Annotated in this window: 31 protein-coding genes; 8 read left to right on the forward strand and 23 right to left on the reverse strand. The window is 37.8% G+C overall.

Annotation, left to right across the window (positions count from 1 at the left end):
- Positions 1-118: 118 nt before the first annotated feature.
- The 3 genes from ACJJVU_RS05835 to ACJJVU_RS05845 form a co-directional block, all read right to left on the reverse strand.
- Entirely contained in the window at positions 119-982 is an 864-nt protein-coding gene (locus tag ACJJVU_RS05835) for an abortive infection system antitoxin AbiGi family protein (RefSeq protein WP_339847748.1), read from the reverse strand.
- Between the two features lie 242 nt (positions 983-1224).
- Positions 1225-2268, reverse strand: a complete 1044-nt coding sequence (locus tag ACJJVU_RS05840) for an RluA family pseudouridine synthase (protein ID WP_405223238.1) — start codon at positions 2266-2268, stop codon at positions 1225-1227.
- Positions 2269-2271: 3 nt separating this feature from the next.
- A complete protein-coding gene (locus tag ACJJVU_RS05845; RefSeq protein ID WP_108876770.1) occupies positions 2272-2865 on the reverse strand; it encodes a PASTA domain-containing protein in 594 nt (197 codons plus the stop codon).
- A 129-nt stretch (positions 2866-2994) separates the two neighbouring features.
- Between ACJJVU_RS05845 and ACJJVU_RS05850 the strand changes: the two genes are divergently transcribed.
- Positions 2995-3993, forward strand: a complete 999-nt coding sequence (locus ACJJVU_RS05850) for a D-alanine--D-alanine ligase (RefSeq protein WP_405223242.1) — start codon at positions 2995-2997, stop codon at positions 3991-3993.
- A 49-nt stretch (positions 3994-4042) separates the two neighbouring features.
- On the forward strand, positions 4043-4534 hold the full coding sequence (gene coaD / locus ACJJVU_RS05855; RefSeq protein ID WP_108876769.1) for a pantetheine-phosphate adenylyltransferase: 492 nt from the start codon (positions 4043-4045) through the stop codon (positions 4532-4534).
- 77 nt (positions 4535-4611) lie between these two features.
- Here coaD and ACJJVU_RS05860 read toward each other — a convergent pair whose 3' ends face one another.
- The 12 genes from ACJJVU_RS05860 to ACJJVU_RS05915 all read right to left on the reverse strand — a co-directional run bounded on the left by ACJJVU_RS05860 (position 4612) and on the right by ACJJVU_RS05915 (position 13475).
- A complete protein-coding gene (locus tag ACJJVU_RS05860) occupies positions 4612-4752 on the reverse strand; it encodes a hypothetical protein (protein ID WP_158307006.1) in 141 nt (46 codons plus the stop codon).
- A 78-nt stretch (positions 4753-4830) separates the two neighbouring features.
- A complete protein-coding gene (trpA, locus tag ACJJVU_RS05865) occupies positions 4831-5592 on the reverse strand; it encodes a tryptophan synthase subunit alpha (protein ID WP_405223245.1) in 762 nt (253 codons plus the stop codon).
- Between the two features lie 77 nt (positions 5593-5669).
- Complete coding sequence (trpB, locus tag ACJJVU_RS05870) at positions 5670-6872, reverse strand: tryptophan synthase subunit beta (protein ID WP_405223248.1); 1203 nt, start codon at positions 6870-6872, stop codon at positions 5670-5672.
- Between the two features lie 10 nt (positions 6873-6882).
- Positions 6883-7509 carry a phosphoribosylanthranilate isomerase gene (locus ACJJVU_RS05875; protein ID WP_405223251.1) on the reverse strand — a complete coding sequence of 209 codons (627 nt, stop codon included), beginning with the start codon at positions 7507-7509 and terminating at the stop codon, positions 6883-6885.
- Positions 7510-7526: 17 nt separating this feature from the next.
- On the reverse strand, positions 7527-7916 hold the full coding sequence (locus ACJJVU_RS05880) for a hypothetical protein (protein ID WP_405223254.1): 390 nt from the start codon (positions 7914-7916) through the stop codon (positions 7527-7529).
- Entirely contained in the window at positions 7916-8695 is a 780-nt protein-coding gene (gene trpC, locus ACJJVU_RS05885) for an indole-3-glycerol phosphate synthase TrpC (protein WP_405223257.1), read from the reverse strand. The genes ACJJVU_RS05880 and trpC overlap by 1 nt, the downstream gene beginning before the upstream one ends.
- A gap of 1 nt (position 8696) precedes the next feature.
- On the reverse strand, positions 8697-9689 hold the full coding sequence (trpD, locus tag ACJJVU_RS05890; RefSeq protein WP_405223260.1) for an anthranilate phosphoribosyltransferase: 993 nt from the start codon (positions 9687-9689) through the stop codon (positions 8697-8699).
- Positions 9686-10207 (reverse strand): hypothetical protein, encoded by a 522-nt coding sequence (locus ACJJVU_RS05895; RefSeq protein WP_405223263.1) that lies wholly within the window; start codon positions 10205-10207, stop codon positions 9686-9688. Before ACJJVU_RS05895 ends, trpD begins: the two co-directional genes overlap by 4 nt.
- A 10-nt stretch (positions 10208-10217) precedes the next feature.
- Entirely contained in the window at positions 10218-10787 is a 570-nt protein-coding gene (locus ACJJVU_RS05900) for an anthranilate synthase component II (protein WP_405223266.1), read from the reverse strand.
- Between the two features lie 3 nt (positions 10788-10790).
- Positions 10791-12188 carry an anthranilate synthase component I family protein gene (locus ACJJVU_RS05905; protein WP_298328521.1) on the reverse strand — a complete coding sequence of 466 codons (1398 nt, stop codon included), beginning with the start codon at positions 12186-12188 and terminating at the stop codon, positions 10791-10793.
- 247 nt (positions 12189-12435) lie between these two features.
- Complete coding sequence (locus tag ACJJVU_RS05910) at positions 12436-13008, reverse strand: YceI family protein (RefSeq protein WP_339847718.1); 573 nt, start codon at positions 13006-13008, stop codon at positions 12436-12438.
- Positions 13009-13013: 5 nt separating this feature from the next.
- A complete protein-coding gene (locus ACJJVU_RS05915) occupies positions 13014-13475 on the reverse strand; it encodes a MarR family winged helix-turn-helix transcriptional regulator (protein ID WP_405223270.1) in 462 nt (153 codons plus the stop codon).
- 165 nt (positions 13476-13640) lie between these two features.
- On the opposite strand from ACJJVU_RS05915, the gene ACJJVU_RS05920 reads away from it, so the two are divergent.
- From ACJJVU_RS05920 to ACJJVU_RS05940, 5 genes are all read left to right on the forward strand, one after another.
- Positions 13641-14144 (forward strand): TlpA family protein disulfide reductase, encoded by a 504-nt coding sequence (locus ACJJVU_RS05920; protein WP_405223273.1) that lies wholly within the window; start codon positions 13641-13643, stop codon positions 14142-14144.
- Between the two features lie 2 nt (positions 14145-14146).
- A complete protein-coding gene (locus ACJJVU_RS05925; protein WP_339847709.1) occupies positions 14147-14770 on the forward strand; it encodes a thioredoxin family protein in 624 nt (207 codons plus the stop codon).
- A 103-nt stretch (positions 14771-14873) separates the two neighbouring features.
- Positions 14874-16262, forward strand: coding sequence for a rhodanese-like domain-containing protein (locus ACJJVU_RS05930; RefSeq protein ID WP_405223276.1), 1389 nt, complete (start codon positions 14874-14876; stop codon positions 16260-16262).
- A gap of 72 nt (positions 16263-16334) precedes the next feature.
- On the forward strand, positions 16335-16640 hold the full coding sequence (locus tag ACJJVU_RS05935; protein WP_013751473.1) for a rhodanese-like domain-containing protein: 306 nt from the start codon (positions 16335-16337) through the stop codon (positions 16638-16640).
- The gene (locus ACJJVU_RS05940; protein ID WP_405223279.1) at positions 16627-17067 is read left to right on the forward strand and encodes a rhodanese-like domain-containing protein; all 441 of its coding nucleotides are present in this window, start codon (positions 16627-16629) and stop codon (positions 17065-17067) included. Before ACJJVU_RS05935 ends, ACJJVU_RS05940 begins: the two co-directional genes overlap by 14 nt.
- Before the next feature lie 81 nt (positions 17068-17148).
- Here the strand turns inward: ACJJVU_RS05940 and ACJJVU_RS05945 are convergent, their stop codons facing one another.
- The gene (locus ACJJVU_RS05945) at positions 17149-18978 is read right to left on the reverse strand and encodes a cytochrome-c peroxidase (protein WP_405223282.1); all 1830 of its coding nucleotides are present in this window, start codon (positions 18976-18978) and stop codon (positions 17149-17151) included.
- Between the two features lie 73 nt (positions 18979-19051).
- Positions 19052-20623: a hypothetical protein gene (locus ACJJVU_RS05950; protein ID WP_405223285.1), complete on the reverse strand. Its 1572-nt coding sequence runs from the start codon at positions 20621-20623 to the stop codon at positions 19052-19054.
- A gap of 352 nt (positions 20624-20975) precedes the next feature.
- Between ACJJVU_RS05950 and ACJJVU_RS05955 the strand changes: the two genes are divergently transcribed.
- Positions 20976-21434 (forward strand): Na(+)-translocating NADH-quinone reductase subunit F, encoded by a 459-nt coding sequence (locus ACJJVU_RS05955; protein ID WP_405223288.1) that lies wholly within the window; start codon positions 20976-20978, stop codon positions 21432-21434.
- A gap of 11 nt (positions 21435-21445) precedes the next feature.
- Here the strand turns inward: ACJJVU_RS05955 and ACJJVU_RS05960 are convergent, their stop codons facing one another.
- The 6 genes from ACJJVU_RS05960 to ACJJVU_RS05985 form a co-directional block, all read right to left on the reverse strand.
- Positions 21446-21961: a hypothetical protein gene (locus ACJJVU_RS05960; protein ID WP_405223291.1), complete on the reverse strand. Its 516-nt coding sequence runs from the start codon at positions 21959-21961 to the stop codon at positions 21446-21448.
- Between the two features lie 119 nt (positions 21962-22080).
- The gene (locus ACJJVU_RS05965; RefSeq protein WP_405223294.1) at positions 22081-22854 is read right to left on the reverse strand and encodes a TrkA C-terminal domain-containing protein; all 774 of its coding nucleotides are present in this window, start codon (positions 22852-22854) and stop codon (positions 22081-22083) included.
- 79 nt (positions 22855-22933) lie between these two features.
- The gene (locus ACJJVU_RS05970) at positions 22934-23635 is read right to left on the reverse strand and encodes a ZIP family metal transporter (protein ID WP_405223297.1); all 702 of its coding nucleotides are present in this window, start codon (positions 23633-23635) and stop codon (positions 22934-22936) included.
- A 66-nt stretch (positions 23636-23701) separates the two neighbouring features.
- A complete protein-coding gene (locus ACJJVU_RS05975; protein ID WP_405223300.1) occupies positions 23702-24967 on the reverse strand; it encodes a cation:proton antiporter in 1266 nt (421 codons plus the stop codon).
- 4 nt (positions 24968-24971) lie between these two features.
- Positions 24972-25484: a hypothetical protein gene (locus tag ACJJVU_RS05980; RefSeq protein ID WP_405223303.1), complete on the reverse strand. Its 513-nt coding sequence runs from the start codon at positions 25482-25484 to the stop codon at positions 24972-24974.
- Between the two features lie 162 nt (positions 25485-25646).
- Entirely contained in the window at positions 25647-26528 is an 882-nt protein-coding gene (locus ACJJVU_RS05985; protein WP_405223306.1) for an aldose 1-epimerase family protein, read from the reverse strand.
- Between the last annotated feature and the right edge of the window lie 27 nt (positions 26529-26555).

The raw sequence follows: 26555 nt of genomic DNA on the forward strand, positions 1-26555 counted from the left end.
GTAATTTTCTTTGACATCAAAGTTAGCAATTATGTGCATTACACACAGTAGTTGCTATTGTTTTTGACTATGGTGGGATTGGGTGAGAATGTGTGTTGTGCTATTGCAGGAATTGATTTTAGTATTCGACTAAATCCTCCCAAGCAATTATAGAAATATACTTTGGTATTATGTCTAGATCGATAAGTTTTTTAAAAAACCCGCCCTCTTTAGGAAGTACGATAATAGCTATATCCTCAATTGTAAAATTATAAGGTGCGATTGACCTCCACTCTCTTTCACAGTAGATTGAGTTGAATTCATCCTCTGTAAAAGTCTTAACAAACGCTACAAAATCTGTTATGCTTTTTTTTGCTTTATCAATATGACTTTCTAAAGCTTCTATTTCTTCTTCAATAGCGATTTTAAAATCAAAGTCTTCCTTGTAGAGGCTAGAATTGTTGTTGTCTGACTCATTAACTTTCTTTTGTATGCCGCCTAGAATTTTATCAATTTCATTGATATCTTTCTTTATGTAAAATGTCTCTGTAGATGAATTAATAGTTGATAATCCAGAAAAAATTGATGATAGTATAGGGGAGTCAATTAAACTGTAAAGTACAGGATTGAAATTATGTTTTATTGCAGATTGTCTATGAAAACCAATTGCAAATTTCCCGTACCGTTTTGAATGAAAATCAAGATGCTGAATAGGAATGTCAGCTAAACAACAAACTGGTGAAGATTTTATGATTTTTTCAACATTATGTTTTTTATCAACCTTTTGTTGTTCTGAATTCCAAAATAACATTTCAGGAACTATTACTCGCACTAACTCTGAATAATTACTTACACGAAGTTGTTTTGATTTGAGAATTTTAATTAGCACGTCAAAACTTAAGTTCATAGGTTTCGGTTCATCTTCTTGTTTACTAAGACTCTCACTCCAAAGAGGACCTCCAGTAAAATGCCACAAAATTTTTGATACTGTTCCAGGATTCATTTAAATACCTATTTCGAGTTCAATAAAAAGCCGTATTTAATTTTTTATTGAATGCTGTTAATTAATAATTACAATCATCAATATACAAGCTTTCACCTCACAACACTCTTTAAACCATATTTTTAAATAACAGATTTGTCAACAGAAAGCATAAAAAAAGCGAGTCACTGTTTTTAAACAATGACTCGCTTTTGATGTAATTATGAGTTTGTAGTATCAGCTTTCGCGAAAGCGTAGTTCAACTATTGCTCCTTACTGTGCGTAGCATAAGATCGCCACTTATCTATACAGCCAGTCATATCTTCTGGTACTGGGGTTTCAAAACGTTTGTATTCTCCGGTAGTAGGATGTACAAAACCTAATGTCTTTGCATGCAGTGCCTGGCGTGGTAAAATCTTAAAGCAGTTATCTACAAACTGTTTATACTTAGTAAAAGTGGTGCCTTTTAAGATAGCATTACCACCATAACGCTCATCGTTAAATAAGGTGTGTCCTATGTGCTTCATGTGCACACGTATCTGGTGCGTACGTCCCGTCTCAAGCTTACAGCTCACGAGTGTTACATAGCCCAAGCGCTCTATTACTTTGTAATGAGTAACCGCTGGTTTTCCTTGATCTTCTTCGTCGCCGTAAAAAACGGTGTTTTGTAACCTGTTCTTTGGGTGACGACCTATATTTCCTTCGATTGTTCCTTCGTCTTCTGTTAAATTACCCCATACGATAGCAACATATTCTCTCTCTGTCGTTTTATTAAAAAACTGCTTAGAGAGGTGGGTCATTGCTTGTTCTGTTTTGGCAACTACCAGTAAACCACTAGTGTCTTTATCTATACGGTGTACAAGCCCTGGTCTATCACTAGAATTGTTAGGCAGGTTATCTACGTGGTGAATAAGTGCGTTGATGAGCGTTCCAGAGTAATTACCGTGACCTGGGTGCACCACCATTCCTGCAGGTTTATTGACTACCATAAGTTGGTCGTCTTCATAAACCACATCGATATCAATATCTTCTGGAGTGAGTAAAAACTCGTGTGGTGGGTGCTCAAACATGGCACGCACAACATCTCCTGCTTTTACTTTATAATTTTGTTTTACAACAATATTATTTACTTGAATGCTACCATTTTTGGCAGCCTTCTGGATTTTATTACGGGTAGCATTTTCTACAAAATTCATTAAGAATTTATCTACACGTAATGGTTCTTGACCTTTACTAGCAGTAAAACTGTAGTGCTCGTAAAGTTCGTCGTCTTGAGGTTCTGGACCTATAAATTGTTCTTCGTTCATTGTTTAGTTTTCGTCTGATGAGTCATCAGAAATAGCGTCGCGGTAGTCACCTTTACCATTACCTAATACTAGGTCGATAACAGAAGTTTTTTCTAGTCTATCTCCAGCTTTCACTCTCTTTCCTTTGTGTCTTATATCTCTTACTTCGTCTTTTCCTATCCAGTCTACATAGGTTACTTTTCCTATCTCAAATCCTAACGCCTTTAATGAAGGTTCTGCCTGGCGGCGTGTTTTACCTACAATAGGAGGGATGGTCATTTTTTGAAACCCAGATGGATTCAATACAAGGTATATCTGTCTGTTTTCTTTTACAAATTTTCCAGCATTAGGCTCTTGATCAATCACAGAATACTTAGGATAGTCAGGATTAAAATTTGCACTGTCTATAATAAAGTAACGCAGATCTGCATTTTCTAGTTCTTGAGAGACTAGATCAAGCGTCATCCCTTTTACATTAGGCACCGCAATGCGCTCATCGTGATTTGTGGTGCTTCCTAACCACCATCTAGTAACAAATACTAATGCGATGATGATGATGATAGCAAGTACAATTTGTTTTACAAATGCTTTGCTGACTAGAAATTTTAAAAGACTCATAGATGGGTTATGGTTAAGGGTGCAAATATATAAAATAGATAGCCTATTTGGTGTAGGTATGATTATACCTATTTTTACATTAACGTTAACGAGACAGATTTAGTTTTGTCTTTTCAAATTTTCACGAAAGTGCAGAAAAAAAATATCGCCGTTTTAATGGGTGGCTACAGTAGCGAGTACCAAATATCGCTTAACAGTGGTGCCACCGTAGTTGCTTCTTTAGATAAAGAAAAATACCAAGTGTATGCCGTGCATATCCTTAAGGAGGGATGGTTTTGTGTGATAGATGGCGAGCGATTTGCAATAGGTAAAGGCGATTTTAGTTTTATTGACGCTTTCGCGAAAAAGGTAACATTCCAAGCTTGTTATAATACCATACACGGAACGCCAGGCGAGGACGGAAAATTACAAGCCTACCTAGAATTACTAGGAATCCCACAGACGAGTTGTGACTTTTATGAAAGCGCAATGACGTTTAATAAGCGCGACACACTAAGCGTGTTGAGTTCATACGGCGTGCCAATGGCGCAATCTGTGTATGTAAATAAAGGGGATGTGATAGACATGCCTTTTAAAAATTCGCTAGCCTTAAAAGTGGGTTATCCATGTTTTGTAAAGCCTAACCGCGCAGGTTCTAGTTATGGCGTGAGTAAAGTATATAAAGAAGGAGATCTAGAGCAGGCTCTAGAGCATGCGTTCTCTGAGGATAGCCAAGTCCTGATAGAATCTTTTTTAAGCGGTACAGAGGTGTCTGTAGGAGTGTATAACTTTGGTGGAGAGACACAAGTATTACCGGCTTGTGAGATTGTGCCAGATGGAGACTTTTTTAGTCTAGAGGCAAAGTATTCTGGAAAATCACAAGAAATTGTGCCCGCACGACTCTCCGAAAAAGAGACAAATGAAGTGCAAGGACTTACAAAAGGGATTTATGATCTCTTGAGTTTAAAAGGAATCTGTCGCATAGATTTTATCTTTCACGAGGGTAAACCGCATTTTGTTGAGGTAAATACTAATCCTGGATTATCAAAGGAAAGTATCATCCCAAGAGAATTTAAAGCAGCAGGATTATCACTTACAGAAGTTTTTGGTGAAGCCATTGAACATTGTATAGAACGAGCGCAAGTATAGAAAGCGTTACTAGTAATTAAAAGAATACCATATTAAGCTATAGATTATGATAAGAAAAGCAGTATTTCCTGGAAGTTTTGACCCTATTACTCTTGGGCATTATGATATTATAGAAAGAGGCTTGACCTTATTTGATGAGGTGATACTTGCTATAGGTGTTAATGCAGATAAGAAATATATGTTCTCATTAGAACAACGTAAGCAGTTTCTTATTGACACGTTTAAAGACGAGCCGCGTATTAAGGTGATGACTTATAAAGGTCTTACTATAGACTTTTGTAAGGAGCAAGAAAGCGAATTCATACTAAGAGGACTGCGTAATCCTGGCGATTTTGAATTTGAAAAAGCAATAGCTCATACAAACAGAAAATTATCTGGTATTGAGACGGTATTCTTACTTACCAGCTCTGGTAAGAGTTATATATCCTCATCTATTGTGCGCGATGTAATCCGTAATGGTGGTGACTGTTCTGGTCTAGTGCCAGATGTGGTAGAACCTTGTGCAAATGAGATTTGGAAAGAAATACAAGAGAAAGAGTAGTATAATTTACTCGGATTATTTCATAAAAAAGCCGCCCATTGGGCGGCTTTACCATTTATATATAGGGTAATCTCAACTTACTTTTTATTCTGTTGTTCTTTGATAGTCTTTTTATCGATATCAAAGTCATTTGTAGTCTGGTTTACATTTCCCGTTGGATTGGTCGGGTTTGTTTGCTCTACTTTTCTTTCAAATTTACGTTCCATAATCTTTTTCATTTTTAAGTTGACATAAAGATAAAAATCACGGTTGTTAATTCGTCTTAAAGGCTTGTTAGTCTTAGGTTAAAGTGTTGATTACCTAATAGTTTCTACAAAGCTAGCAACACTATTTGCTCCATTCTTAGTAATATGCTTTATAAAAGCACTTCCTATAATGGCACCTTTTTGATGGGTAGTTGCTGCTTTAAAAGTCTCTTCATTACTAATCCCAAATCCTACAATTTGCTGGCTCTTTAGATTCATTGCACCGATGCGCTCAAAGTAATCTGAAGTTGTATTACTAAAGCCGCTTGTACCACCCGTAGTACTCGCGCTACTCACCATATAGATAAAACCATCACTTGCTGCATCTAGTTGCTGGATGCGCGCATCACTCGTTTGAGGAGTAATGAGAAATACATTGATAAGTCCGTATTTTTCAAAAATTGCTTTATACTCCGCTTCGTATTCTGCTAGTGGTAAATCTGGCATAATAATACCATCGATACCTATTTCTTGACAACGCTTACAGAATTTCTCAACTCCATATTGTAACATCGGGTTAAAGTAACCCATCACAATAAGCGGAATATGAATGGTCTCACGAATACCGTCTAATTGGCTAAACAGTTTTTCGGTAGTCATTCCGTTATGAAGCGCGGCAGTACTTGACTCTTGAATAGTAGGCCCATCTGCTAGCGGATCTGAAAAAGGTAATCCTATCTCCACCATATCAACACCGCTTTCTTGAAGCTGCGTTAAGATAGAAACAGTATCATCTATCGCTGGATATCCAGCAGTGAAGTATAAGCTTAGGAGCTTTTTATCTTCTTGTAATTTTTGTTTTATTCTATTCATCTGAATAAATATTTTGTCATTCCCGCGTAGGCGGAAATTTATTATTGATGTTTTTTTGCTTTCGCGAAAGCGTGCTTCTATAATTTGAAATAATCGATATAGGTATTCAAATCCTTATCTCCACGTCCCGAAAGGTTGATCACTACGATGTCGTCTTTTTTGAATTTTCTGGTTTCAAAAATAGCAAGCGCATGGCTCGTTTCTATCGCAGGGATAATACCTTCTAGCTTACTAAGTTCTAGTCCAGCTGCCATCGCATCTTCATCTGTAACAGAGATAAACTCCCCACGTCCAGAGCGGAAGAGATTTGCGTGCATAGGTCCTACACCTGGATAATCTAGACCAGCAGAGATAGAGTAAGGCTCTGTAATCTGCCCGTCGTCTGTTTGCATTAATAAGGTCTTACTTCCGTGTATAATTCCCTCACGTCCCAGTGCAGATGTTGCAGCGCTCTCGCCAGTATCTACACCTTTTCCAGCAGCTTCTACAGCAATAATGCCTACTTCTGGTTGATCTAGATAGTGATAGTATAATCCAGCAGCATTACTACCACCACCTACACAAGCCACTACATAGTCAGGATTTTCTTTTCCTTCCTTTTCTAATAATTGTTTCTTAGTCTCCTCAGAAATCACCGACTGGAAACGAGCTACCATATCTGGATATGGGTGTGGCCCTACTACAGAACCTATGATGTAGTGAGTATTTACTGGATTGTTGATCCAGTCGCGTATAGCTTCGTTAGTTGCATCTTTAAGTGTTCTACTTCCAGACATTGCTGGGCGAACGGTTGCTCCTAGCATTTTCATACGTGCTACATTAGGCGCTTGGCGCTCTATATCTACAGCACCCATATATACGATGCATTCTAGACCCATAAGTGCACAAACGGTCGCTGTAGCAACACCATGCTGTCCAGCACCAGTCTCTGCAATGATTCTAGTTTTACCTAGACGCTGCGCCATTAAAATCTGACCTATCGTATTGTTTACTTTATGCGCTCCAGTATGACAAAGATCTTCTCTTTTTAAGTAGACTTTTGTACCATACTTCTCACTAAATCTCTTTGCATAATAAAGCGGCGTAGGGCGACCTACGTAATCTTTTAAGAGTTGTTTGAACTCTTCTTGAAAGGCTGGCTCTTGCATGATTTGTACATACTGTGAGCGCAATTCTTCTACATTAGGATAGAGCATTTCTGGAATAAATGCACCTCCAAAATCTCCGTAATAGCCTCTCTCGTCTGCTTGGTAACTTTTTTCTTTTTCTAGTGTATTCATAGCAATTGTATTATGAGCGAGACGGCGTAAACGCTGCAATCGCTGCTTTAAACTTTTTCAATTTTTCTATATTCTTCATTCCTGGCTCATCTTCAAACTTGCTATTTACATCAAGTGCGATAATAGGCAAATCTGTAGCCAGTATTTTTGTTACTTTTTCTACTTCTTCTAGTCCTATGCCACCGCTTAAAATAATAGGCGTTTGAGACGTGTAATCTTTTAATACACTCCAGTCAAAGGTGTATCCATTTCCTCCTTTTTCTTTTCCCTTGGTGTCAAAAAGAAAGCCATCTATAATTCCTTCATACGGCTTAAGTTTTTCAAAATCAAAGTTGTCTTTTATTCCAAAAACTTTCCAAATCTTCAGGTCTCGACTGCGCTCGACCAGACAACCTTGAAGTTCTTTTATATACGCTCGTGATTCGCTCCCGTGAAGCTGAATTACGTTGAGGTTGTGCTGTGTTATTTTCGCTTTTGCGAAAGTAATATCAGCATCCACAAAAACACCAACGCGGTCAATTCCCTCAGGTAATTCTGGAATCTCTAGGTCGCCAAAATCTCGTTTGCTTTTCTCATAAAATATAAATCCAAGATAGTCTGGCTGCAATGCAGCGACCTCTTGTGTATTATATTTCATACCGCATATTTTAATTTTCATTTTGCGTCTTTCTCTATGAGATTATCTAATATTTCTTTTGCTTGTGGTGTAAGGAACTCTCTAGTGAGGGCAACTTCCTTAGTGCCTTGAGCGAGTATGTAATCTCCCGCAAAATATTTTTTCTTAGTCAATTTTGAAAAAGCAAGCTCTTTCTTTCCGATGCCAAAAAAACCTTTTATGGTAATACTTGATTGATTTATTTGGAGCCATCCCTGACGTTTTAATATTGCATAAACTATGAGATGTAAAATTCCCCAAACAAAAAACCAGTCAAGAACACCATAATCACCTTCTATGATAACGGTTATAAGTCCGAGTATGGTGTAAGCTATACCGGTCCAAAGGTAGTAGCGTAGCTGCTTGTTAGAGTAAGGAACGTTTATCATTAATCTAGCTGTTTTATAAAAGTAGCGGCACTTTCGCCTGGGTTATCTGTTTTCATAAAATTTTCACCTATAAGGAAACCTTGAAAACCGTGTGGCTTTAATTCCTTGATTGCCTCTACAGAACTGATACCACTTTCTGATACTTTTACAAACTCATCTGGAATCTGCTTGATGAGTTCTTTGCTGGTTTCTAAGCTTACCTCAAAGGTCTTAAGGTTTCGGTTATTGATGCCTAGCATATCTACAGAAGGCATAATAGACTTCTGTAATTCTTCTTCATTATGAGATTCACAAAGTATATCGAGACCAAGACTTTTTGCAAAGGTTGAAAACTGCTCTATTTGCTTTCGCGAAAGCGTAGCTGCAATAAGTAATATCGCATCTGCACCGTAGGCTTTGGCTTCAAGAATCTGGTATTCATCTACTATAAACTCCTTACGCAATAGCGGGAAACTAGTTGCAGCTCTAGCGATAATTAAATCATCTAGCGAGCCGCCAAAATATTTCATATCTGTCAAAACCGACATCCCACTTACACCTGCCTGCTCATAACCACGAGCTACATCTTGCACGTTTAAGCTGTTATTTATAACAGACTTGCTTGGTGATCTTCTTTTGTGCTCTGCGATAATGCCAGAGCCATTACGCACTGCGGTAGCAAGCGAAATAATATCTCGTTCAAAAAGCACAGATTGCTCTAGCTGACTCACAGGAATAAGGCTTTTTCTCAAAGCTACTTCCTTGATTTTATCTGCTGTAATTTTATCTAGTATCGTCATTTTAGTTGCTTAAGGCTTGTAGTTTGCTCAGTTTCTGGGCTGCTTTACCAGAAAAGAGACTTTCTTTTGCTTTTTCAAATCCTTGAATAGGTGTTAGTCCCTCTACGGTTGCAATCGCCATTCCTGCATTTGCACACACCACATTATTCTGAGCGTCTGTTCCTTTACCAGAAATTACATCCATAAATATCTTTGCCGAAGACTCAACAGAATCTCCCCCATAAATATCTTTTTGTAGATGTGGGCTTACGCCAAAATCTGCTGGCTCAAGCATCATCTCTGTATGATTAGTAATTGCTTTTGTCGCTCCCGTAAGTGAAATCTCATCATAACCATCTAAGGCGTGTAGTATGGTAAAGTTCTTATTACCTTTTTGATATAAATACCCATACATTCTAGCGAGCTCAAGGTTAAAAACGCCCACTAGTTGGTTGCTTGGGAACGCAGGATTAACCATCGGGCCTAGCATATTGAAAAAGGTTTTTACACCTAGTTCTCTACGTATAGGAGCTACATTTTTCATAGCAGGGTGGAAGAGTGGTGCGTGTAATACACACATCCCCACTTCATCCATAGAGCGCTTTAAAAAGTCCTTGTCATTACTAAATTTTATACCGAGGTGCTCCATCACATTACTACTACCACTCACAGAGCTTACTCCGTAATTACCGTGTTTTGTAACGTTTACTCCAGCACCAGCAGTGATAAAGCTAGAAAGTGTCGAGATGTTGAATGTATCTTTTCCATCACCACCTGTCCCACAAAGGTCTATAGCATTATAAGCAGAGAAGTCTACCGCTAGACATAAGTCTAGCAAGGCATCTCTAAAACCTTCTAGCTCTTCTACGGTAATGCTACGCATCATGTAAACGGTAAGAAAAGAAGCGATCTGACTGTGATTATATTTTCCTTCAGAAATATTTACGAGTACCTCACGACTTTCTGTCTTTGTGAGTTGGTCGTGGTTTATAAGTCTGTTGAGTATGTGTTTCATTGTTTTGGTGTGTTGATATGAACGATAATAGGATTTTCTTTATCCTTCATCACATTTTGTTTTCCTATGCTTGCTAGTTCTTTATTAGTTGCGAGGCGTGAGCTTGCTTGTGCTAGCGCTACATAATTATAAATGCCTTTTGGAGAGCTTGCTACCCATCCTTTTACGATAGGTGATTTTCTTACTTTAAAAGGTTCATTATTGTAGCGTTGTAAAAGACCTATTGCGCTTTTGCGCATATCATCTTTACTAGTTCCTTTTGGGAATATAACGTAGGTGCCGCTTGAAAACAGAACCCAATTAGGTCTTTCTGGACTTACACTTAATTTTGTATTGAAAATCAGTTTTTTATGAGCATCTGTGTTCTCCTCTGGTAGCACCTCTTTTAGTGGCTCAGGAGATGCTTCGATTACCACCACCGGCTCCGTTTGAGTAGCAGGTTGAGCAGATTTCTGCGTGCTATCGCAACCTCCCATTAACAAGAAGCAACTCAATATAAGTAGTAGTGTAATCTTCATAACTAAACGTTTAACTAAGAATCCAGTTTTTAATCATTGTTTTTCCATCTGGAGTAAGTACAGATTCTGGGTGAAACTGTACACCACGCACATCTAGCTCTCTATGACGTAAAGCCATAATCTGACCATTTTCATCTACCGCTGTGATTTCTAAAGCTGGTGGAAAATCTTCTGTAGCCACCACCCAAGAGTGGTAACGACCTACTTCAATCTCATCGTTGAGATCTTTAAAAAGCACAGTGTCAGGTTGGGTAATATTGATTTGAGTAGCTACGCCATGAAAAACAGTATCAAGGTTAATAAGTGATCCTCCAAAAACTTCACCTATAGCTTGCTGTCCAAGGCAAACTCCAAGAATAGGAATGCTACCTGCATATTTCTTTATAACCGCTTTTAATAAACCAGCTTCTTCTGGAATTCCAGGGCCAGGAGAGAGTAGTATTTTGTCATAGTGCTCACACTCTTCAAGTGCAAACTGGTCGTTGCGCTTTACGGTCACGATGCAATCTAATTCTTCTAGGTAGTGTACAAGATTGTACACAAAGGAATCGTAGTTATCTATTACTAATATCTTTTTCATGATCTATATATCTTCTGCGATGTCAAGGGCTTTATTAAGCGCTCCTAATTTGTTATAAACTTCTTGTAATTCTTTAGCTGGATCACTTCCTGATACAACACCAGCGCCTGCTTGCCAGTGTAGTGTGTGATTTTTACTCAAGAAAGAACGTATGATAATCGCGTGATTAAAATTACCGTAAAAATCCATAAAACCTATCGCTCCTCCATAGAAGGTTCTGTTGCGGTTTTCATATTTTTCGAGAAGCTGCATAGCCATGTGCTTTGGTGCTCCACTCAAGGTTCCTGCAGGAAAAGTATCCGCCACTACTTGTAGTGTATTACTGTCCTCATGCATTTGCCCAGTTACTTTACTCACAAGGTGAATCACGTGAGAGAAAAACTGCACCTCACGATAGGTCTCTACCGTAACGTCATGTCCATTTCTTGATAGGTCGTTGCGAGCAAGATCAACCAGCATTACGTGCTCTGAGTTTTCTTTCTCGTCTTTTGCAAGTTCTTTGGCAAGGATGGCGTCTTGCTCATCATTACCTGTTCTTTTAAAGGTCCCGGCAATAGGGTGAATCTCTGCTTTTCTATCTTGAACAATAATTTGAGCCTCGGGTGAAGATCCAAAAATCTTATAATCTCCGTAGTCAAAATAGAATAAATAAGGAGATGGGTTTACACTACGTAGTGCTCTGTATACATTAAACTCATCACCAGTAAACTGCTGAGAGAATCGTTTGCTAGGTACAATCTGGAATACATCACCACGCTGGCAGTGCTTCTTGCATGTGTCTACAAGTGCTTTGTAATCTTCGTCTGTAATATTGCTGGTAAGCTCATTATTACGAGCAAACTTATATTCGGCAAAGTTTTTTGACTTGAGCATTTGCTCTATCTCCTCAATATTACTTTCTCCAGAAGTATTGTGACAGAAGATGTGTGCTTCATTATTAAAATGATTGATGGCAATGATATTTTGATACACTGCATAGTAGATATCTGGAATATTCAAATCTTCCTCTTTTTTGGAGATTTTTAGATCTTCAAAATACTGCACAGAGTCATACGATAAATAACCAAACAAGCCATTATTTATGAATTTATGAGCGGTCTTTGTAGATGAGAACGCTTTCGCGAAAGCGTCTAAAACACCCACAACGTTAGTATCATCTGTAACTGTTATTTCCTCGCTTTTACCATCTGGAAATTGCTGTTTTATTATCCCGTTACCCACTTCTATGGAAGCAATAGGATTGCAACAGATGTATGAGAAACTATTATCATTTGCATGATAATCACTACTCTCGAGCAGCAAACTATTAGGAAAACGGTCACGCAACCTTAAGTATACCGATACTGGAGTAATGGTGTCTGCCAGAAGGCGTTTTGAAGAAGTTTTTAATTTATATGTCATTATTCATTTAAATTATTGTCGGTTTTAAGGCGACTTGAGAGCATAAAAAAAGCCTGTCGTAAGACAGGCTGTATATGTAAAAACATAGGTAGGCGCTTACGACAACGTTTGTTGTGTAATCCACCACCAAGTATGTACTGTATTGTTTTTCATTTGTTCTTCAAAGATAGTAACCACTTTGTTAATATAAAAGCTCAATCTATAAAAATTATATATTGAGCTTTCTGGGGGAATTTAGGAATTGTATTTAAAATGTCAAGTTTACAGCAAGTTCAAAATTATCTGAGATTGCGTTGTCTTTTAAGTTGTCAAAAAATGATGCAGATCCATAACGTACTCCATATTTTGTGCGATCTACATTAAAAGTAGTGGTCGCTGTATTTTCAGTTACAACCATATTTACTGATACAGATTCTGTATGACCTTTAATAGTTAGGTCTCCCACAACATTATATCCCGTAGCACTTTCTGTAACCTCTGTTATAGTGAAAGTTGCCTCGTTGTAATTTGCAGTGTCAAAGAAATCTGGAGAGTTCAAGTGTCCTTCTAGTTTTTCTTTCCCTTCTCCTGCTTTAAGATCTGTAACTGTAATTGTAGTCATGTCTACTACAAAATTTCCACCTACTAGTTTGTCGTCTTCCATTTCTAACGAACCAGAAACAAGATCAATAGTTCCATTGTGTTGGCCTAATACTTTTTTTCCAGTCCAGTTGATACTGCTTTCTTTTACGATAACCTTTTTAAGAATTGGGTTTGTGTTAGCAAATGCACCCGTAGTAACGATAATTGCTAGTAAAGCTGTTGTGATTTTCTTTTTCATTTTTTTTAGTTTTTTGTTTCTGTTCGTAATTTATTGAGCAAGTTATTGAGCTGCTCTATCTCATTATTGTCTAGTTGAGACGTAATTTTTTCTTCGGCATTACTAATCGCCGTGTCAAGTATTTTTAGGAGTGAAAGACCACTATCTGTAATAGTGATTTCTACTTTACGGCGATTAGAAGGGCAAGTAGCTCGTGCTACTAATTCTTTTTTGATAAGCTTATCTACTAGTCTTGTCGTGTTACTAGCCTTAGTAACCATACGCTCATTGAGTGTAGAGAGATTTGCAGGCTTTCCTTTTTGTCCCCTTAATATGCGCAATACATTAAATTGCTGTAATGACAAATCGTGAGGCTTCAATGTACTCGCAAGTACATCATTAGACCATTGTGCTGTATATGATAGGTTTATAGTAAGCTTTTGTGCTATACCTAAAGTTTTTGTTTTAATATGCTCTTCTATTGTCATTACAATATTTGTATGTACAAATGTACGTTTGTAAATGAATTGATAAAAGTCTTTATAAGTTTTTTAACACGTGAAGGTTGAAAGCATTCTAAAATCCTTAACAATCCTCTCATAAAGTGTGTTAATTGAGAAGTGTAAAAGACACAATCACAATAATTTTGAAGGATGAAGCGAATGCTAATTGTCTTATTAATCATCTTAACATCCTGCCAAGAAGGGCAAAAGGATTATAAAGAGGCATTAATAGAAGGCAGTAATATAAAAGCATTGGATTATGATGGCTTAGAATATTATGTGCAAAATCATCCGTCTGAAACTTTAGTGATAAACTTTTGGGCAACATGGTGTGCTCCATGTATCAAGGAGTTGCCGGCTTTTGAGAAATTAGGAAAAGAATACAAAAACAAAGATGTAACTATATTATTAGTGAGTCTTGACTTTCCAGATCAATTAGAAGCACTTAAAACTTTTGTTGAGAAGAAAGATTTACAATCTGAAGTTTTATATCTAGATGATGGAGATGCAAATGCGTGGATACCAAAAGTAAATGATTCGTGGAGTGGTGCGATACCAGCAACACTTATCACGGGATCAAAAAGAAAGAAATTTTATGAGCGCTCTTTTACTTATAAAGAAATAGAGCAAGAATTGAATACCTTAATTAATTAGTAATGAAAACATTTAAAATCTTAACGCTTCTCGCCCTAGTGGTTGTAGTATCTGCATTTGCTGCAAATGCTGTGATTAAGAAAGACAGGAGCGGATACGACATAGGTGACGAAGCAGGAGATTTTTATCTACGTAATGTAGACAATGCGATGATGTCCTTAAGAGACTTTGAAGATGCAAAAGGTTTTGTAGTCGTATTTACATGCAACACTTGTCCATTCTCAATAGCAAATGAAGATAGATTAATTGCTATTGATACCAAATATAAAAAGTTAGGTTATCCAGTAATTGCGATTAATCCAAACGATCCACATGTTAAGCCTGGAGACAGTTTTAAAGCGATGCAGCAACGAGCAAAGAAAAAAGGGTTTACATTTCCTTATTTACTAGATGATGGTCAGGAAGTTTTTCCTAAATATGGAGCAACAAAAACTCCACATGTATATGTGTTGCAACGCGTTCAAGAAAAAAATATTGTTAAGTACATAGGTGCTATAGATAATAGTAGCCGAGATGAAAAAGCTGTTACAGAAAAATATCTAGAGAATGCCCTTGATGAGATTTTGTCAGGGAAAGAGGTTACCCTTAAAGAAACCAAAGCTATAGGTTGTGCGATTAAATCGTAATTTTAAAAATAATAGAGTTATCAAAATGAGCCTTAAAAAGGCTCATTTTTTTTGTATAATCACATCTGTGAGTATTTCGTAAATTTGCACTCAAAATCCCAGAATGATATTACAGCAATTATATACTAAATGTCTAGCTCAAGGAGCTTATTTTATAAGTTCAAATGGAGAAGGAGCTATTATAGATCCTCTGCGCGAGGTACAACCGTATCTTGATCTTGCAGCCGAGAATAAGACGACCATTAAGTATATTTTTCTTACTCATTTTCATGCAGATTTTGTGAGTGGCCAGGTAGATCTTGCAAAGGCTACTGGAGCCACCGTAATCTTAGGTCCTAATGCAAAGGCTGGATATGACTATCACAGCGCAAGAGATGGAGAGGTGTTCATGTTAGGTGATTTATCTATTACCACGATTCACACGCCAGGTCATACCATGGAGTCTACATGTTACCTTCTTAAAGATAAACAAGGAAAAGAAGAAGCTCTTTTTACTGGAGATACGCTTTTTATAGGTGACGTAGGAAGACCAGATCTCGCAGCCAAAACGGACTTAACAACGCAAGATCTTGCAGGTCATTTATATGACTCACTTCACCATAAGATTGCACCATTATCTGACGATATAATTATTTATCCTGCCCATGGAGCAGGATCTGCTTGTGGTAAAAACATGAGTAGTGAGACCAGTGATACGCTAGGTAATCAAAAGCAAAATAATTACGCATTTAAGCTCAATAAAGAGGATTTTATTAAAGAGCTCACAGATGGCTTGACACTTCCGCCGGCTTATTTTCCACATAATGTAGCGATGAATAAGAAGGCAAATACAGATTTTGACACGATTGTCAAGAGAGGAACTACGGCCTTGGATCCTGAACAGTTTGAAACACTGGCAAATGAAAAGGATGTACTCGTGCTCGATACAAGAAGTGTTTCCGCTTTCGCGAAAGCGTCATTACCTCAAGCTTGGTTTGTAGGATTGCAAGGACAGTTTGCACCATGGATAGGAGCACTTATCGCAGATATTCACCAAAAAATAATCTTTATCGCCGAAGAAGGTTCTGAAGAGGAAGTAGTAACCAGACTTGCGAGGGTAGGTTATGATAATAGTTTAGGTTTCTTAGAAGGAGGAGTAGAGGCTTGGGAGCGATCTGGCAGAGCTGTAATTGCTACAGCAGAAGTAACTGCGCAAGAATTTGTAGATGGCATTGCTACTGGCGATATTAAGAATCCGCTAGATGTGCGCAAAGCTGGAGAATATGCAACAAGTCATATAGAGGGACTGCCACATATGGGTCTAGATGAAGTGCACGTTAATGCGCACACGCTTGAAGCAGGTAATACGTATCACATACATTGCGCAGGTGGTTATAGATCTCTTATTTATGCATCTATAGCAAGGTCATATGGCATAAATAATGTAGTGAATGTGCAAGGTGGATATGGTGCCATAAAAAAGGCAGATACTTCTAGCATTAAATTGACATAATTCATCTAATTTTAAACAAATACTAATTGCGATGGCTCATAGAGATATGTACTATTGCACAAATATTAAACAATGACAGATTTAACAATCCCACAATGGGAAGAGAAAATTGCTCAAGATAAAGATGCTGTAATTCTAGACGTACGTACGGAAGAAGAAGTAGAAAACGGCATGATAGAAGGGGCAAAACATATTGATATATATCTAGGTCAAGGATTCCTTGATGAGGTAGAAAAGCTAGATAAGAGTAAAAATTATTATGTGTATTGTCGCTCAGGAGTACGTAGTGTACAAGCGTGTGCTCTTATGGGGCAAAAAGGGTTAAACAACACTTACAACTTGCTAGGTGGTTATAATGCTTGGGATGCAGCGCATTAAGAGTAGCCAGCGTTTGAGATATACGCTCATTGCGATAACGCTTTGTTTCTCTATGTGGAGTTGTAATGAAGCTACTTCTCAAAAAGAAATAAGTGGTGTTGCTACTCAAGAAGTAATCACAGTGATTGATGTTGATACCTTTGAAAAGGAAGCGTTAGTTGCAGGAGTACAACTTGTAGACGTACGCAGAGATAATGAGTGGGAGGGTGGTCACCTTGAAAATGCTAAGCATTTTGAGATGAATAATCCTAACTGGCAATCTCAAATAGAAACGCTAGATAAGAGTAAGCCTGTTTATGTGTATTGTGCTAAAGGAGGTAGAAGTGCCAAGTGCGCGCAACAACTCAAAGAAGCAGGATTTACAACGATCTATGATCTTGAAGGCGGAATTAATAATTGGAATTCTGCAGGAAAACCAATACAGTAGTTACTCGTTTTACATTAAATAAAAAAAGCCCATCCTAATCGATGGGCTTTTTTGTGGGTTGATATTTTCTATTAGCAACTGCTAGTAATTATCTTCTACCTTATCGTCTGTGAGTGTTTTTACAAAGGCAGTTAAAGAAGCAAGTTCCTCATCTGTGAGCTTGAGATTATCAAATGGCAAGGTTTGATGTGGAAGATCAAATCCTAGTCCGCCGCCACCGCCTTGATTGTAAAAATCCATTACTTGCTCTAGTGTAGTGTATACGCCATTGTGCATATATGGAGCTGTAAGTGCTGCATTACGCACTGTGGGGGTCTTAAACATACCTTTATGTTGTTCTGCTTCAAAGCGCCAGTAATAACCTGTGTCATCATCAAGTTCTTTGTTTTCTGCTGTTTCTGGAACGCCTATAACCTCACGCTCAGTCTCTGCAAAAAATGGAGGTACTGTTCCATTCGTTAGAGGCATAAAGTGACATGTTGCACATAAAGCTTTACCCATAAACAAATTCATACCTCGTTGTTCTTCTTTTGTAAATGTATCTTCATCACCTCGCATGTTTCGGTCAAATTTTGAATCAAAACTATTGAGCGTGCTTACGTATGAAGAGATTGCCTTGACAACATCTGTATTGCGTGTAGATACTCCTCCATAAGCTTTTTCAAACATTTCTAGGTAACTAGAGTCTTCTAGAATCCTCTTAGAAAATTTATGCACATTAGTATCAAACTCCTTCTTATTAGTAAATACTGAAGAGACTTGGTCAATGATGGAACCAGAACGACCATCTGCAAAAAAGTTTTGTTGGAATATTGTGTTGAGTAGTGTGGGTGTATTTCTTTGGAGCGCTTCGCCAGTATTACTTTTATTTGTCACGAGGCCGTCTGTATAAGCTTTTTTTGGATCGTGACAAGTTGCACACGCCATCGTACCGCTGGTGGATAGCTTTTCATCAAAAAATAATTTCTTTCCTAAAGTGATTTGTTCATCTGTAGGATTCTTGTTGATACTAGGAGTGAAGAAATTTACATTAAAACTATCGTCATCAAAAAACGTAGGAGCATCAAAGTTAAACGGAGTACTCTGGTTTCCTTCCCACAGTTCGCTAGCTTTGCGGATAGCTACCCAGCTGCGTGTGATAGGAGTAAGGTGGTTGCGTGTAAAAGAATAACGATCAAAGGTATCGTAGTCACTATTCTCATTAATAAAGGCAATGGCTTGATTAATTTGCGAGGTAAATTGCTTGTCTAGTGCTTCGTCCTTAGCTTGAATGATAGATTGAATACTTGCGTGATACGTGTCATGAAGATTTTGAAGGGACACAGCACCTTCATTTATGCCTAGCTGACTTACTGGTGTATCAAAACCTGCAATTGAAAAGCTCAGCACTCTTAGTAATTGCTGATGAGTCGCAGTAAAATATCTAGATGCGTTGAGTTCTCTTTTTTCAATATTCTTTTTGAGATTTTGTAAAAGTCCGTAAGTGACCGTAAGCTCTTTGTCATATTGGCCTTGAGAGGTTTCTCCCTCATAAATGCTTTCTTCTATTTTTTGTAACCCTACAGGATTCATCGTTTTCTCATTATCCTCTTTGTAAATAGGTAATGCTGGTCCATTTACTCGGTGTCCTACTGGAGGGTTGAGGTACGACGCGTAAGGCTCTGCTTTTTTGAAAGCAATACGCAATGTTTTAAAAACTTCTTTGGCTTTTAGATCTGTTACAGGAAGTTGTTTTAGAGTATCTATTCCAGCTATAGCTTTATTTAGTTCGTTTAAATAGATTTCCCTTGATGCCTCCCAGTTTACTTCAGGTGTTGAGGTGTATTTTTCCGTATCACCTTTGCAGCTATAGAGTAGTGCGACTGCAATTACTATGAGTATAAGAAGCTGCTTTATTACTATATTTTTCATGTAAATGTATTCATTGTAAAAGCGCAATCCCAAAAATGAGATTGCGCTTTATTAAAATAATATGGGCTTGTATCTACCTAGGTAAACCTTTTAGCAATACAACTTGTGATGCTTGGTTATCCTCGTAAGCACTGTTAGTGTGACCATCAAGCGCTTTAAAATCTTCACTTCTCCAGTAGTGTGGTTGTATGTTTAATAGGAATGTGTTAGGCTCTCCTATTTTATCAGAGATGTCTATAAGAGCACCAAATTCTCCACTTAAACCAGTACTGTTATCATCTGCTAGATCTTGACGTACTACAAGCTCAAGAACTTGCTGTACGTTTGTACCGCTTAAGTCTGACTGATAAATGTATGCAGCATGACCTCTTGAGAAAGAGTTAGGATCCTCTTGTATGTATACAAAGTTCTCTGTAACACAGATGTTATCTGGGCTTTGTAATGCAGCAAGGTTACCGTCTTGGTTATTTGTATCTGTGTTTCCACTTATGATTTGAGTAAGCTTTCCTTCTAGTGGGTTGTTGTCATCAAGAGCGAGTTTATATACAGTTCCCCAGTCGTTGTAAGTTCCCTGTCCTGGTCCGCGTCCTGTTACTGCAAAGAATACATTTCTTCCATTTGCATCAGATCCTTTTTGGTAATCTACATCTTCTACACGCATAAACTGTGCAGCAAATACGTCATTACATGCAGTTTCCATTTCGTTTTTAGTAAGTGCAGCTCCATTAGGGATTTCTACAAATTCTACATCATATTCTGCCTGAAAATCTAGAGAAGACTCATTGTAAGAAGTATTAGGCATAACATCTTGCACACCTCCCATTCCATTAGATACTTGCTTAAAACGTAGTACGTAGATAGAACCTCCAGTAAAATCTGCATCACCTGCAGTAGAGTAGTACATAGCTACTTGTCCTTCAGAGTTACTTGAATCATCATCACCACCTACAATTACAGTAGCGCCAGAATAAGCATCTTTAGGTAGCGGAGTTGCATTTTCCCAAGAAAATTCTCCTAGTGCATCTAGTCCAAAATCTGCTTGTGGCGTTGGAGTAGTTACCCTAGGGTCGATAGCTTTTACATCATAGTTAATACTTTCTGAAGCAGATAAGAAGATATCTTCATCACCTCCATGTATATCTGCTTCCCACATAGTAGCACTACATTGTCTTGCAAAGTCAGAAACTCCAGAATCTAGTAAGTAATCTCCAGAGATAGGTACTAGATTTTGATCAAAACGGATACGAGCCACTGCATAACTATCTTCACAGTTAGTTACATAAATGTAATCTTCACCATCTACTAAAAATCCAGAACCATCTGCAGATCCTGCAAGTTGAAAATCTCCCCCTATAACATCAGGAGTAGATACTAATGAATATGCTTCTACGTAATTGAATTGCGGTGACATAGCAACTAGTGGTGGCGTTGCAGATTTATCTGAAAATATTGTAGTTCCCATTTCAAAATCATCACCGTCTTCACCGTCTGCTCCATCTTGTCCATCTGCACCATCCTGCCCATCGATTCCGTCTACGCCGTTTATACCGTCCATTCCATCTTCGGCATCGTCACAGCTTGTAAAAAGAACACCTGTTCCTGCTATAAATAGCATTGTTAAAAAAATTGACTTTACTTGTTTCATTTTTTGAGTAATTAGTTGATTATTAGAATGGTTTAAAAGTAGTCTCAGAGTAAAAGAGTAAACGTTACCTAATCGTAGCCTTTTTATTAAAAAAGCGTTTATTTTATGTAAAGCCTTAACTGTTTAATAAAACAAGATTTTACATTTAGTTAAAGCAACCTATTAATAAATCTTATATTTTTTAAAGGAAAATGAGAAGCACGCTTTCGCGAAAGCAAAACCAAAAGTATTGAAAATCAGACCAAAAGGATTTGGGAGCTGTTATTTTGAAAAGGATAAGTACCATATTTTTGTACAGACCATTAACATATTATCTCAAAGACAAATGCTAACTTTATAGTAAAAACTAGCGATGACGACTATACTTCCAAACAGACTAGAACAAGCTTTATCAAAACTATATGCAGCATTTTCTGATGGTAGCTTGCATCCAGGTTGCTGCACAGCTTGTGCAGTAGGAACTATTTGTGCCAATAAAGATATGTGGAAGCACATGACAGATGATCACGGGTCGCTTGTCCTCAGTTATGTAGGAAAGGTTAATGAGGCTTTCGGTAAACGTTTTTATGGGTATTTACCTAGTGAATTACTCCAGATTGAAGGTGTCTTTTTACGAGCTTGCGGTTATGAGTTACCTATAAGCCGCGGCAGTATGAAACCAACAGATCCACAAGGGGATGAGGTGATGTTTAATGGCATGCGTGCCGTTATACATTACTTGTGCGAGCTAGATGGTGTGGAGGATGTAATGGATATCCAACAGCAGTTTCTTTCTGCTACTGCAGAAAAAAGGGCTTTAAGTGATGTTTAATAAGTATACGCCTAGACAAATAGTAATATAAGCGCAAGCACAATTCCTCCTGCTACAAAGAGCATTCCTTTTCTATAAATAGGGCTTGATGGAATAAACATCCAGAATGAGGATATTACAAAGAAGAGTAAGCTTAGTCCAAAAAAGATATTTAAAAAATATAGTGGATCTCCAGATTTGGCTTTATGGAAGTGAGTAAGCTTATCAAGAATGAAAGGCAATTCTTTTTTAGAATATACAACCGCTCCAGTGGTGCTATTATACGTTCCCTCTGCAAAGTAAAGGACACCGCCTTCCTCTTTAGTTACCTTAAGTCTCTTATTATTTATAGCTTTAGCTAGTGATGGAGCAGAGAGGTTAGGGTCAAGCGTTTTTTCAATAACAACCGTATTCTTAAAAGTATCTGAGTCTCTAAAGATTAAAACAATTCCACTTATCGCATAAACTGCCATGATTCCTGCTAGAAAGAAGCCTAGGTATCTGTGAAGAATGCGCATTTTAAGTGAAGTAGATTTTTTACGAGCCATGTATTTTGTTTTAGAAGCGAAAGGTATAAAAAACTAAGGATGGGTAAAAGAAGAAGACTTGTTAAAGATTAAAATACTGTTGCCTATGTGTAATGTACTTATGTAAGACGATCCTAGTTTTAATCTGTTGTAGTATTAATTTTTTCAACATCATTTGCCTTGCGTTCTTCTTCTTTTTCTACAAATTTCTTATGTTCAAGGTGAGCGTAATGATCCTTCTTACGATTATAGATACTTTTTATACCATCAGATTTCCCATAGAGTGTTACTTCATCATGTGGTAACATTTTAAAATTACCTGATGGAGAGCCAAAATAGCCTGTACCTTCTCTTTCTACACCTAAGACCGTAATACCTTCTTCTCGTAAGTCTAATTCTTGTAAGGTGCGATTGCACATCCATCCATCTGTGTCTACGGTCGCTTTTACAATTTTAAAATTGTCCTTAAGATGTAATACAGCTGCATAATCTTGAACCTCTAGGTCTGTATACTTTTTAAGCATCCTATTAATCACTTTAGATAAACCGCGATTAACCCATTTACTACGTATCCCGAACCATAGTAGTAGAATACCGCCCACAATGATTAAAAACCCATAAAATCGAGAAGCATTAGATTCTGGTAATACGAAGGTGAGGATCAATGATGACATCGCCGTAACAATACCTGCATTACCTATGAGCATTAAGTTGTAAATAATCTTACGGCGCACAGGGTGATTCATGATATTTTCTGTTTCCTCCGAACTTATGCCGGCACCAGTATAAGCAGATCGCGATTGAAACTTGGCACTTTCTTCTGAGAGACCAGTGTGTACTAGTGCGATAGTAGAAATTTTAGTAATCAACACAGAGATGGTGATGATAAGAAAAAGAGAAAAAGCTGCAATCATATGTGGTAATTCTAGAAGTTACAAAGCTAGTTATTTATTGTAATCATCATACAAAAACATGAGGTCAAGCAGATACTATTTATGCCAGACTATTAAGGTAAAAGGCAATGACCAGACCTAGAGCAGTTGCAATACCAGTCCAGTATTTATCTTCCTTAAAAGCTTTTGGAAATACTTCAATAGCGAGTGAGGCTACAACTGCACCTCCTGCAAAGCATCGTATGTTATTGAGAATATCTTTAGATACATTTTCTAGAAAGAAGTAACCTATAAGTGCTGCTGCAGAAAGTAGTAAGGCTGTTCCCGTCCATAATATGAGTATTGTCTTTTTTGACCTGCCATCGTCTTTCATTTCTTTTGCTCCACCTGCGGCTTCGGGAAGATTTGATAATAAAATAGATCCTGAGAGTGCTGCCACAGCAAGTGGGTCTGCGCTTATAAGTGCAACACCTAACGCTAGGTTTTCGGGAAGTCCGTCTAGGGTTATGGCTGCTAGAAGACCTGCGCCTCCGCTTTTTGAGCTCCACTTTTCTTTTACGTAAAAATCTAAACCTGTAAATACTAAAGCCCCTATAAAAACAAATAGTATTGGTAACAATACATCACCATCCTTCATAGCTGGTTCTATAAGCTCTAATACTGCAGATACGATGAGTGCTCCTCCAGCAAGTGCAATGAGAAATCCTTCTGTATTTTTCGATAGTTTGCCATACAAACCCCACAATGCGCCAGCAATGAGTGACATAGAAACGACAAATACAACAAGGATAGTAATAAGCATGATGGAAAAGATATTTTGGCTTTAAGCCAACTAAAAATTTTTAAATCTATGTACGCCAGTATGCGATTATGAGGCTGTTTTATTAGTTCGCTTAAAATAATCGATTACGTGAAGGCTCGTAAGTCCGTGAATGAGAATACTAAAGAGAACTACGTAACTTATAATCCCGAATAGCTCGTCATACTCTGTAAAATCGCCGTGTATCAAGGCATAACTAAGATAAAAGAAACTCCCTATGCCGCGTATTCCAAAGAAACTAATAGCCCACTTTTTTGCCCTTGAAAAGTTTGTAGTAAGCATAGCGAGATACCCAAAAATAGGTCGCAACACGAGTACAATAACTAGACTCGCTATGATACCGTCTACATCTGTATATGATAAAATACCTGAAACCAAAGCACCACCAAAAAAGATGGTCCACAGTGCGACTAGTAATTTTTCTGTCTCCTCTGCAAAGTGCAGCATGGAGGTATTTACATTATCATCTGCAGATTTACCGCAGTGATATTGCATAAAAACGCCGGTAGCAAACACACTTAAAAAGCCGTAGGTGCTCAGTATTTCCCCTAGGCCATAGGAGAAGAATGTGAGTGCGACCGCAATAAAACCATTGAGTATATATTTTTGATGTTCTTTACTGTGATAGTGTACTACCCAGCTGTATATAAATCCTATCAAGGCGCCTACTAGTAGACCGCCAATAATTTTAAACAAGAAATAATAACTTATAAAGTGTAACCAGTCTATTTCTTGAAAACTACTAGCCTCGCTCCATAATATAGCTAAGAAAACAAATGGAAATGCAAACCCGTCATTGATTCCAGCCTCTGCGGTAAGCGTGTATCTTAAACCTGTATTTCTTTCTTCTAAATCTTGGCGCTCTTCTAGTTGTAACTCACTAGCGAGCACAGGGTCTGTAGGAGCAAGCACTGCTGCTAGTAGTAAAGAAACGGGGCCATTGAGTCCTAGTAAATAGTGAGCAATGGCAAAGATGGCAATCATGCATAAAGGCATTGTAATCGCTACGAGCGATAACGGTTTTTTCCAGTCACTCCACTTATAACTCGTGCCTATTTTGAGCCCAGCTGTCATAAGACTTATAATCACAATAACTTCACTTACAATCTTACCTGTTTCTAATTCCCATAGCGGATCTGGCCAAGGTAAAGGAGCGCCCGCAAAAAATAATATCATACCTAATAGTAGTAGCGGTATGATATAAGTGATTTTTATTTTTTTTGAATACACAGGAATAAACGCCATAAGCGAGATGGCAAAACCTGTGCATGCTAGCGCAACAAAATAAGGATGGGTTTCTACGATTAACGCCATAAGGCTAGTTGTTTTTATTATTTACTCTAGTTCTTTCCTCAAGAACCGCAGGAGGAGGTATAGGTGCCAGTCTATGTTTTTCAATCTCCTTTTGGTTCATATTTATTTTCATCTGGAGTTCTCTGATTTCAATGGCGAGATACTCTTGATATGCATTTATCACCTCTTCTTTTGTTTTATAAACCTTTCCTTGATGTCCTTCAATTCTCAAAAAATCATGTTCATCTATAGAGATTTTAGAAGCAAAATGTTGCTTTATCTCTTTTAAACTATTGACAAGAAATTGCTTTTCTAGTTGGTCTACGGTGGTATCGCAATCATTACACGGAGCATTCAATACGCGTGTTAAACGATCTTGATCTTCAAAATAATCAAGCACATTATTGAGCTTCTCAGATGGTCGAGGGACGGCTTCTGTAGATATCTTAAATGAAACGCCTGGTTTTTTTGTTTTCTCACGCTGAGAAAAAGCTGTGGTAGCGATACATAGTACTAAGAGTGTAGCTGTTATTTTCATAATAATGCAATAGTTAAGTGAGTGCTTTTAGAATATCAAGTACGCTCAAGAAGCATATAATATGGAAAGAAGATACTACTTTTCTGCTTTATCGTTCGTTTTTTTTAATAATCAGAATGCGTGATAGCCATTGTTTAAGAAGTGGTCAGTGCGTCACGGCAGTTAGTTTTGCTCTATTTCGGTTTCAATTGTGATATCAAAGGTTGCACCTGGTGCAAGCGTTTTATAAGAACCTTTTTTAGTGATGTCGATACTTTCATCTTCACTATCTGGAAGTCCTAACCACGGTTCAATACACACATAATCTGCAGCGGGTTTTGACCATAAAGCAAGGTTTGGGTAATCCTTAAAGCGCACGATGACTCCTTTCTTTTCATCTTTTTTACGCAGTCGTACCCAGTCATAATTAATGTCTGTAAAGATGAGGGCATCTTCATTGAAAAGCGTTTTTGAGAGTGGTAAGAGTCCGCCATTAGTTTTGATAGCTCGTTTTTCAGGAGATAATAACCCACTATCTCCTAGCGTGCGAGACTCAAGATTAAGTGGCTCTGGAAACTCAATGACATAATCAGCTAGTGCAGTATGCTCATCAAGCGGGCAAGCATAAGCAGTGTGACCACCACATGCAAAAGACATAGGCACGGTATCATTATTTGTAACCGTATAGGTAATTAACAATCGATACTCAACAAGGGTAAAGCTTACGCGAAAATGGAACTTATACGGATACTGTCGTAATGTTTCATCAGAACTTGTGAGCGTAAAAGAACAACTAGACGCGTCGTGTTGCTGAAAATCAAGCTGCTCATTATTTCTTATAATTCCATGCTTAGTCATAGCATAGTCTTCTCCATTAAAAACAATCTTGTTCTCTTTTATATTACCAATAGCAGGAAACAAGACCGGCGAACTACTTCCCCAAACTGAAGGATCAATTTGCCAGATGTATTCTTCACCAGTCTCCTTATTAATTAAAGAACGTATTTCTGCGCCTTTTGAAGTAATGGTACAGATGAGGTTTTCGTTTTGGATGGTGTGGAGCATTGTTATGTGTTTAAGACAACTTAAATT

The organism is Dokdonia sp. Asnod1-B02 (genome assembly GCF_045063955.1).
Classification (GTDB): Bacteria; Bacteroidota; Bacteroidia; order Flavobacteriales; family Flavobacteriaceae; genus Dokdonia.

What these genes read in the sequence shown, in the direction of transcription:
- ACJJVU_RS05960 (WP_405223291.1), bottom strand. Translation starts at nt 21,961, where the DNA reads ATGGCTCGTAAAAAATCTACTTCACTTAAAATGCGCATTCTTCACAGA.
- ACJJVU_RS05905 (WP_298328521.1), bottom strand. Translation starts at nt 12,188, where the DNA reads ATGACATATAAATTAAAAACTTCTTCAAAACGCCTTCTGGCAGACACC.
- ACJJVU_RS05860 (WP_158307006.1), bottom strand. Translation starts at nt 4,752, where the DNA reads ATGAAAAAGATTATGGAACGTAAATTTGAAAGAAAAGTAGAGCAAACA.
- ACJJVU_RS05840 (WP_405223238.1), bottom strand. Translation starts at nt 2,268, where the DNA reads ATGAACGAAGAACAATTTATAGGTCCAGAACCTCAAGACGACGAACTT.
- ACJJVU_RS05875 (WP_405223251.1), bottom strand. Translation starts at nt 7,509, where the DNA reads ATGAAATATAATACACAAGAGGTCGCTGCATTGCAGCCAGACTATCTT.
- ACJJVU_RS05980 (WP_405223303.1), bottom strand. Translation starts at nt 25,484, where the DNA reads ATGAAAATAACAGCTACACTCTTAGTACTATGTATCGCTACCACAGCT.
- ACJJVU_RS05945 (WP_405223282.1), bottom strand. Translation starts at nt 18,978, where the DNA reads ATGAAAAATATAGTAATAAAGCAGCTTCTTATACTCATAGTAATTGCA.
- ACJJVU_RS05965 (WP_405223294.1), bottom strand. Translation starts at nt 22,854, where the DNA reads ATGATTGCAGCTTTTTCTCTTTTTCTTATCATCACCATCTCTGTGTTG.
- ACJJVU_RS05900 (WP_405223266.1), bottom strand. Translation starts at nt 10,787, where the DNA reads ATGAAAAAGATATTAGTAATAGATAACTACGATTCCTTTGTGTACAAT.
- ACJJVU_RS05985 (WP_405223306.1), bottom strand. Translation starts at nt 26,528, where the DNA reads ATGCTCCACACCATCCAAAACGAAAACCTCATCTGTACCATTACTTCA.
- ACJJVU_RS05920 (WP_405223273.1), top strand. Translation starts at nt 13,641, where the DNA reads ATGAAGCGAATGCTAATTGTCTTATTAATCATCTTAACATCCTGCCAA.
- trpC (WP_405223257.1), bottom strand. Translation starts at nt 8,695, where the DNA reads ATGACGATACTAGATAAAATTACAGCAGATAAAATCAAGGAAGTAGCT.
- ACJJVU_RS05970 (WP_405223297.1), bottom strand. Translation starts at nt 23,635, where the DNA reads ATGCTTATTACTATCCTTGTTGTATTTGTCGTTTCTATGTCACTCATT.
- ACJJVU_RS05880 (WP_405223254.1), bottom strand. Translation starts at nt 7,916, where the DNA reads ATGATAAACGTTCCTTACTCTAACAAGCAGCTACGCTACTACCTTTGG.
- ACJJVU_RS05940 (WP_405223279.1), top strand. Translation starts at nt 16,627, where the DNA reads ATGCAGCGCATTAAGAGTAGCCAGCGTTTGAGATATACGCTCATTGCG.
- ACJJVU_RS05930 (WP_405223276.1), top strand. Translation starts at nt 14,874, where the DNA reads ATGATATTACAGCAATTATATACTAAATGTCTAGCTCAAGGAGCTTAT.
- ACJJVU_RS05910 (WP_339847718.1), bottom strand. Translation starts at nt 13,008, where the DNA reads ATGAAAAAGAAAATCACAACAGCTTTACTAGCAATTATCGTTACTACG.
- ACJJVU_RS05915 (WP_405223270.1), bottom strand. Translation starts at nt 13,475, where the DNA reads ATGACAATAGAAGAGCATATTAAAACAAAAACTTTAGGTATAGCACAA.
- ACJJVU_RS05955 (WP_405223288.1), top strand. Translation starts at nt 20,976, where the DNA reads ATGACGACTATACTTCCAAACAGACTAGAACAAGCTTTATCAAAACTA.
- ACJJVU_RS05935 (WP_013751473.1), top strand. Translation starts at nt 16,335, where the DNA reads ATGACAGATTTAACAATCCCACAATGGGAAGAGAAAATTGCTCAAGAT.
- ACJJVU_RS05925 (WP_339847709.1), top strand. Translation starts at nt 14,147, where the DNA reads ATGAAAACATTTAAAATCTTAACGCTTCTCGCCCTAGTGGTTGTAGTA.
- ACJJVU_RS05950 (WP_405223285.1), bottom strand. Translation starts at nt 20,623, where the DNA reads ATGAAACAAGTAAAGTCAATTTTTTTAACAATGCTATTTATAGCAGGA.
- ACJJVU_RS05895 (WP_405223263.1), bottom strand. Translation starts at nt 10,207, where the DNA reads ATGAAGATTACACTACTACTTATATTGAGTTGCTTCTTGTTAATGGGA.
- trpA (WP_405223245.1), bottom strand. Translation starts at nt 5,592, where the DNA reads ATGAATAGAATAAAACAAAAATTACAAGAAGATAAAAAGCTCCTAAGC.
- trpB (WP_405223248.1), bottom strand. Translation starts at nt 6,872, where the DNA reads ATGAATACACTAGAAAAAGAAAAAAGTTACCAAGCAGACGAGAGAGGC.
- ACJJVU_RS05835 (WP_339847748.1), bottom strand. Translation starts at nt 982, where the DNA reads ATGAATCCTGGAACAGTATCAAAAATTTTGTGGCATTTTACTGGAGGT.
- ACJJVU_RS05975 (WP_405223300.1), bottom strand. Translation starts at nt 24,967, where the DNA reads ATGGCGTTAATCGTAGAAACCCATCCTTATTTTGTTGCGCTAGCATGC.
- ACJJVU_RS05845 (WP_108876770.1), bottom strand. Translation starts at nt 2,865, where the DNA reads ATGAGTCTTTTAAAATTTCTAGTCAGCAAAGCATTTGTAAAACAAATT.
- trpD (WP_405223260.1), bottom strand. Translation starts at nt 9,689, where the DNA reads ATGAAACACATACTCAACAGACTTATAAACCACGACCAACTCACAAAG.